The 6374-nt window shown below is 36.7% G+C and carries 6 protein-coding genes; 3 read left to right on the top strand and 3 right to left on the bottom strand.

Going from position 1 to position 6374, the window contains the following annotated elements:
- Window positions 1-136 precede the first annotated feature (136 nt).
- From F6K40_RS03840 to F6K40_RS03835, 3 genes are read right to left on the bottom strand one after another with little or no spacing between them, the layout of a single operon-like run.
- Window positions 137-283, bottom strand: coding sequence for a hypothetical protein (locus F6K40_RS03840; RefSeq protein WP_293131621.1), 147 nt, complete (start codon window positions 281-283; stop codon window positions 137-139).
- Window positions 255-464: a winged helix-turn-helix domain-containing protein gene (locus F6K40_RS40610; RefSeq protein ID WP_365670050.1), complete on the bottom strand. Its 210-nt coding sequence runs from the start codon at window positions 462-464 to the stop codon at window positions 255-257. Before F6K40_RS40610 ends, F6K40_RS03840 begins: the two co-directional genes overlap by 29 nt.
- The gene (locus tag F6K40_RS03835) at window positions 465-710 is read right to left on the bottom strand and encodes a hypothetical protein (protein ID WP_293131618.1); all 246 of its coding nucleotides are present in this window, start codon (window positions 708-710) and stop codon (window positions 465-467) included. It lies immediately after the preceding gene.
- Between the two features lie 814 nt (window positions 711-1524).
- Between F6K40_RS03835 and F6K40_RS03830 the strand changes: the two genes are divergently transcribed.
- The 3 genes from F6K40_RS03830 (at window position 1525) to F6K40_RS03820 (ending at window position 6262) form a co-directional block, all read left to right on the top strand.
- Window positions 1525-3342 carry a glycosyltransferase family 39 protein gene (locus tag F6K40_RS03830; RefSeq protein WP_293131616.1) on the top strand — a complete coding sequence of 606 codons (1818 nt, stop codon included), beginning with the start codon at window positions 1525-1527 and terminating at the stop codon, window positions 3340-3342.
- A 187-nt stretch (window positions 3343-3529) separates the two neighbouring features.
- Window positions 3530-3778 (top strand): hypothetical protein, encoded by a 249-nt coding sequence (locus F6K40_RS03825; protein WP_293131613.1) that lies wholly within the window; start codon window positions 3530-3532, stop codon window positions 3776-3778.
- 969 nt (window positions 3779-4747) lie between these two features.
- The gene (locus F6K40_RS03820; RefSeq protein WP_293131610.1) at window positions 4748-6262 is read left to right on the top strand and encodes a class I adenylate-forming enzyme family protein; all 1515 of its coding nucleotides are present in this window, start codon (window positions 4748-4750) and stop codon (window positions 6260-6262) included.
- Window positions 6263-6374 lie beyond the last annotated feature (112 nt).

Here is a 6374-nt window from a genome sequence, read left to right as displayed (position 1 = left end):
TCGCATTATCCTCAATTAATAAGATTTTTTTTTGTCAGAAATTCCTACATCCTCAGCCAATTGTTTGTCAACAATATTCAACCATAATGTATTGACTCTTGGGATTAAATACCAGCTTCTTTCTCCAGTTTTCGGCTTAACATGCGCCATAAACGTATAGCCATTCATAACGATGATTAACATAGACTTGAGGTCTTTGAACTACTTGATTCCATACTTTCCTTAAAATTGGTTTTAATCCCACTCTATGCTCATCAAAAAAACCATAAATATATTTCGACACTCGGATATTTTTTTTCTATCTCTTTTACTTTTAACGGTAAGTTTTTTCTAAATTTTTCTTGTTCAATTAGAGAACATTTTTTATGTTTTTGCCTGGGACTTTGCCAGGAGTAGTTCAGCTTTTTTAAGTAATGCCATCCCCTTTGATTCCAAACTTTTTCCACTCCTGTTTCCCTTTCAATTCAACGGGCTATTTTTAGTCCTGTCCAAATGTCACCATCAAATGGTCGCCCTGCTAATTCTAGAGCTAATTTTTGAAATTGTTCTGGTTTTAATAGTTCTTTTTTTCCTCTTTTTCCTTTTTGAAGCTTGTGTTTACCATTTTTGACTCCAACTTCACCTAATTGATTGTATTTCTTGATTATTTCTTGGGCATAATCATAATTAATACCTATAGCGATCGCACTATTTTTCACAATAAATGCCACCTTCTTGACTCTACTGGTTCTCCAGTTTTTTTATACCTTTATTTGAGTTTATCTGAACTCAAATAATTTGCTAAATATACTTTTCTTGGCATTCCATTAATCCTATATATTTACCTTAAAGTATAAGAGGGATTTCCAAACCGGATTTGGTATAAAAACGGTATTGAAGCCATTAATTCTGACTCCTGACTCCTGACTCCCAAAAAGTACCATAGCTATTTGTACCAAACATTTATCAAACTGGTATAACCCATCCATCCCATCCTACGGACTGGTCTGCTTGCCGACCGCTTTTTATATAGAATCCGGGTAATTAGTTATCGTATTACTGAGGAGTAATGAGTTAGGAGTAATGAGTTAGGAGTTAGGAGTTAGGAGTTAGGAGGTAGGAATTAGGAATTAGGAGTAAGAAAGGAAATGAAAATGCATAAATTTTTAAATTCGTGCTTCTAGCAAACACATATTTTAGTTGAGGATTTTTGAATGCGATTACTGTATAACCGGATTTTATATTATTCCTTTAAAAAGGGAGGCTTTAGACCACAATTTTTCGGTAAAAGGAATCAATGGTACGATGATTAAATGTACTAAAAAACTTTAGCACAATAAAGTTGAGTGGTAAGGGAATAGAGAATAAGGAACAATAATAGAGGAATATCCTAACATATTGGCATAGCGCTATAGAATTAAATATCGGGTGCATCTCATATTTGCAAAAATACTTTTTTCCTATTCTCTGTTCCCTGTTCCCTCTTTTCCGGAGAGGTCTAATAATTATAGCGATTTAACTGTTAACAACATTTAACCAATCTAGATGAAAAATAACGACATTAAACTACTACTTAAAAATCAATGGTTTCACCTAATAATATTATTATGCTGGCTCATAATAGGCATTATACTCCGCAGCACAAACTTAGATGCCAAATCTCCCTCATCAATCGAAATTGCTACACTAGGTTATAGTTTGGGACATAGTTTTTTTGACCTACCCTTAGATCGAGTTATAACCCTTAATCAATTGCTCTCACCCTTGCAATTTGACTCAACTTCTACTCCCACCGATGTAATTCATCAGCTACTCAGTGAGGATACCCATCCCCCGCTTTATTTCGTAATAAATCATTTGTGGTTTAACTTATTCAGCACTGATGGAGAAATAGTTTCTCTCAGGGTGGGGCGATCGCTCAGTGCTATTTTGGGTGTAGCTACTATTCCGGCAATTTTTGGCTTGGGTTGGTTGGCATTTTCCCCATTAGTAGCTCATATAGCAGCGGCATTAATAGCTATTTCTCCTTATGGTATCTATCTCGCCCAAGAATCTCGCCATCACACCCTGACTATTTTATGGATTATTAGTTCCATAACTTGTTTGACTGCAATAGTACCGTATCTCCAAAAACGCAGGATATTTCCAATTTGGTTAGGATGTCTTTGGGTTACTATCAATAGTTTAGGAATTGCCACCCATTATATTTTTATCTTGGTGTTAGCTACAGAAGGATTAGTTATTGGAGGTTTTTGGTTGAGAGATATACAAAACCGATTTCAAAGTTATTGGTTGCGAATTTATCTGGTTGCTTTGGGAACGTTTGTTGGTTGCTTGGTTTGGTTGCCTGTAGTCGTGGGTGCTGCCAATAATCAACTTACTGGTTGGATTTCAACTAGCTTCGATCTTGATGAAATTTGGCATCCTATTCCTCGTTTGTTAGTTTGGATATTGACAATGGTATGGCTTTTGCCCCTTGAAGGAACAAGTTTGTTTGTAACTATCTTATCTGGAGTCACGCTTCTAGTTGCTTTAGTTTGGGTTGCTCCTAATTTATGGCGAGGTGCAAAAGCACAGATGAACGATCTTGAAAATCGTTTGTCTTTTCAAATTTTTATCGGTTTTTTTGTGGGAGCGATCGCTTTATTTTTGCTGATTATTTACGGTATGGGTAGAGATTTATCTCTTGCTGCTCGCTATCACTTTGTTTATTTTCCTGTTGTAATTATTTTATTAGCTGCAATATTGGCGAAATGTTGGAATAATTCGGACAATCAGAAAGCAGGAGAAAAAGTTTTTTCAGACAAAGAAACAGGTAAAAACAAAAAGGAAAAAGCGACCCAAAAAGATTGGATTATTACTTCTGCTACAAGTATAATTATTTCTAACTTCAAGCCGATTAATAAAAGAGTTGTAATTATAGTTTTATTAATCGGTTTATGTGGTGGTTTAACGGTGGTTAACAACTATGGATATCAAAGATCGCGACGTGCAGACCTTTTGGTTGAAGTGATTAAAACACAGTCTAAAGCTCCACCTTTAGTTGCAACAACTTATCAAACTCATGCAGAAATTCGTGCTTTAATTGCACTTGGTCTAGAGTTTAAACGTCAAGAAAATAAAACTAATATCTCTGATTTTTTTTCACCTCAATTTTTATTAGCTAAAAGACAAAAAAAACAAAAATTAACTCCTGATTCAACTTTAGCTAAATTTCTCTCTCAAACATCAAGACCTATAGATTTGTGGGGAGTTAATCTCAAGGTAGAAACAAGCGATTTAGAAAGTTTCAATTGTCGGAAATCTTCCATTTATCAACCTAAAATTAATGGTTATCGTTATAGGTTGTATAATTGTCGTTAATTTTGTTCAGGTTAAAATTTTCAGTCTATAGCGATAATTAAGAAGCAATCGACGCCCCTGAAATTGCTTCCTGCCACTCCATTCCAATCGTATAGTAATTAGGATTTGCTGAAAAAGTATTTTTGCTCTTTGTAGTAGTCAGTAGTCAGTAGTCAGTAGAAATAGGAATTGGTGGTGGTGCATACTAATGGTAGAGAGAGTGTGGGAGGTGTGGGAAGTGTGGGAAGTGTGGGAAGTGTGGGAAGTGTGGGAAGTGTGGGAAGTGTGGGAAGTGTGGGAAGTGTGGGAAGTGTGGGAAGTGTGGGAAGTGTGGGAAGAAATTACAAAACTTATGTATCTTCGCCATTCCTCAGCAGGACTACCTAGGAATTTATATAAAATCCGGTTATACAGTAATCGCGCTCAAAAATCCTCAACTAAAATATGTGTTTGCTAGAAGCACGAATTTAAAAATTTATGCATTTTCATTTCCTTTCTTACTCCGTACGGACGCCCTTATGCAACGTCCCTACCTCCTAACTCCTGACTCCTGATTACTTCCTCAACTAAGATATGTTAAGCTAGAAGCACGAATTTAAAAATTTATGCATTTTCATTTCCTTTCTGACTCCTAACTCATTACTCCTAACTCATTACTCCTAACTCATTACTCCTAACTCATTACTCCTAACTCATTACTCCTAACTCATTACTCCTCCGCTCCCCCGCTCCTCTACTCCTTAAAAAAGACACCCACATTCCACACGTCAAGTTGGGGCGGTAAGTATTTATACTGAATCTATTAAAAGTCTGAGAGCTAGAAAAGGAAAATCAAAAGTGAAAAGCAGCATTACAGAAGTTCAAATATTAAATTTTCCTGAAAAAAATCGCCTGAATTTTCCTGACAAATATTAAATTTTCCTGAAAAAAATCACCTGAACTTTCCTGACAAATACTGAACTTTATTTCCTGACAAAAACAGGATTGTGTATATCAACGATAAGAGTTAATATACTTGCAAGTGATACAGATCACAGAAAAATTATGAGTTAACGTCCTTGGGCAAGTGAGACAGATTACAGGCAAATCCTGGATTGTTCACTTACACGATTAATTTTAACTTTTTTCTCAAGCAGGAGTCTTCTGCAAAAATGCTTATTTTATTAGGATAATCTTTATAGTAGTAGCTAAGATTTTTCTCTGAAAATAAATTCGGGAAAACAACTACGTAAATTCGGGAAAACAACTACGTATTTTCTCAAAAACAGCCACACAGCGCTGACAAATTGATCAAATTACCTAGAAAAAAATCGGCTCATTTTCATCAGAGAATTAGACTTATTTTTCAGACACGGCGTCAATGCCTTCAACTAATTTACACAGAACTTAATCGGACAATTTTTTTAACTGCAGAGGAAAATTCAAAATGATGAATATTACACAACACATTGAAAGAGGTGCGAAATTTTTTCCAGAGAAAACAGCTTTAATTTTTGAAGACCAAACTTACAGTTATCTAGAACTGAATCAATTAGCAAATCGCGCTGCTAATAGTTTGGTAAAATTAGGGGTTAAATCTGGCGATCGCGTAGCTTTATTCTTACCAAATATTCCCGAGTTTATCATTGCTTATCTGGGAATTCTAAAAATAGGTGCGGTAGTTGTCTCTGTGAGTGCTATGCTCAAAAGTGATGAAGTTCGCTTTATCCTCAACGATAGCGAAGCGGTGGCAATTATTACTACAGAATCCTTGAGAAAGCAAGTCCCCGACGATGATCTAGGATTTCTAAAGTATGTCTGCATTGCTGATTTTTCCGAAACTGTAGATGAATTAACAGGTAATGATATTAGCTTATCTACTTTGATGACTATCGCTAGTTCTGATGCTCAGGCAGTTTCTATGGCACCAACTGCACCGGCAGCTATTGTCTACACTTCTGGTACAACGGGTTTTCCTAAAGGGGCAACTCTTTCCCACGGAAATGTCTGTTCTAATATGCACTCGGTGAAGCATTCTTCTGGGATGAATTCTGACGATAAGTTGTTGCTTTTTGTGCCACTTTTCCACTGTTTCGGTCAGAATCATGTTCTCAATAGTGGATTAAACGCTGGTGCAACGATTATTTTACAGCGTCGATTTAAGCCAGAGCAAGTGTTAGAAGTGGTAAAAACGGAAGGTGTGACGATGTTTTTTGGTGTTCCTACTGTTTATTATCGCTTGCTAGAGATGGGTATTACTAAGTTAGATTTGAAATCGATACGCTATTATTTTAGTGCGGCAGCTAAAATGCCTGTACAACTGGTGCGTAAGTGGCAAGAATCTTTAGGTCAGCTAATTTCTGAAGGTTATGGGTTAACTGAAACTTCTCCTTTTGCTTGTTACAACCATAATTCAAAGTATAAGTGGGGTTCCATTGGAATACCGATTGAGGATGTGGAGATGAAGGTTGTTGATGAAGGGGGTGAAGAGGTGGAATCAGGGGAAGTAGGAGAGTTATTAGTGCGCGGCCCGAATGTAATGTTAGGATATTGGAATCGCCCTGAAGAAACAAAGAAAGTCCTACGCAATGGCTGGTTTCATACGGGGGATTTGGGTAAGATGGATGAGGATGGTTATTTCTATATTGTCGATCGCTTGAAGGATATGATTAATGTTTCTGGGTTTAATGTCTATCCTTCTGAGGTGGAAAGGGTGATTCTGATGCATCCTGATGTTAGTGAAGTGGCGGTTTATGGAGTGAAGCATCAGATTAAGGGTGAGATTACTGCTGCTAATATTATTCTGAAGCTAGGTAAGTTGCTGACGGTTGAAGATTTGAAGAGTTTTTGCTCTCAGAGAATGGCTACTTATAAGGTGCCGCATTTAATTCGCTTTGTTGATTCGATTCCCAGGAATGCTACGGGGAAAGTTCTCAAGCGGGTTTTGTGCGCACAAAAGTAGGCCGGAAATTGTGAGTTGGGTTGAGTACGTACAACCAAACCTGAAAAGCTACATCAACGAAAAAGCTCTGGTTTGAAAATTTCTAAATTATAGCAGTCCAAGCATAGGGTTT

This window comes from Okeania sp. SIO3I5 (assembly GCF_010672085.1).
Lineage (GTDB): Bacteria > Cyanobacteriota > Cyanobacteriia > Cyanobacteriales > Microcoleaceae > Trichodesmium.
Note: the sequence above shows the minus strand (reverse complement) of the source record. Positions and strands in the feature narration are given on the sequence as shown.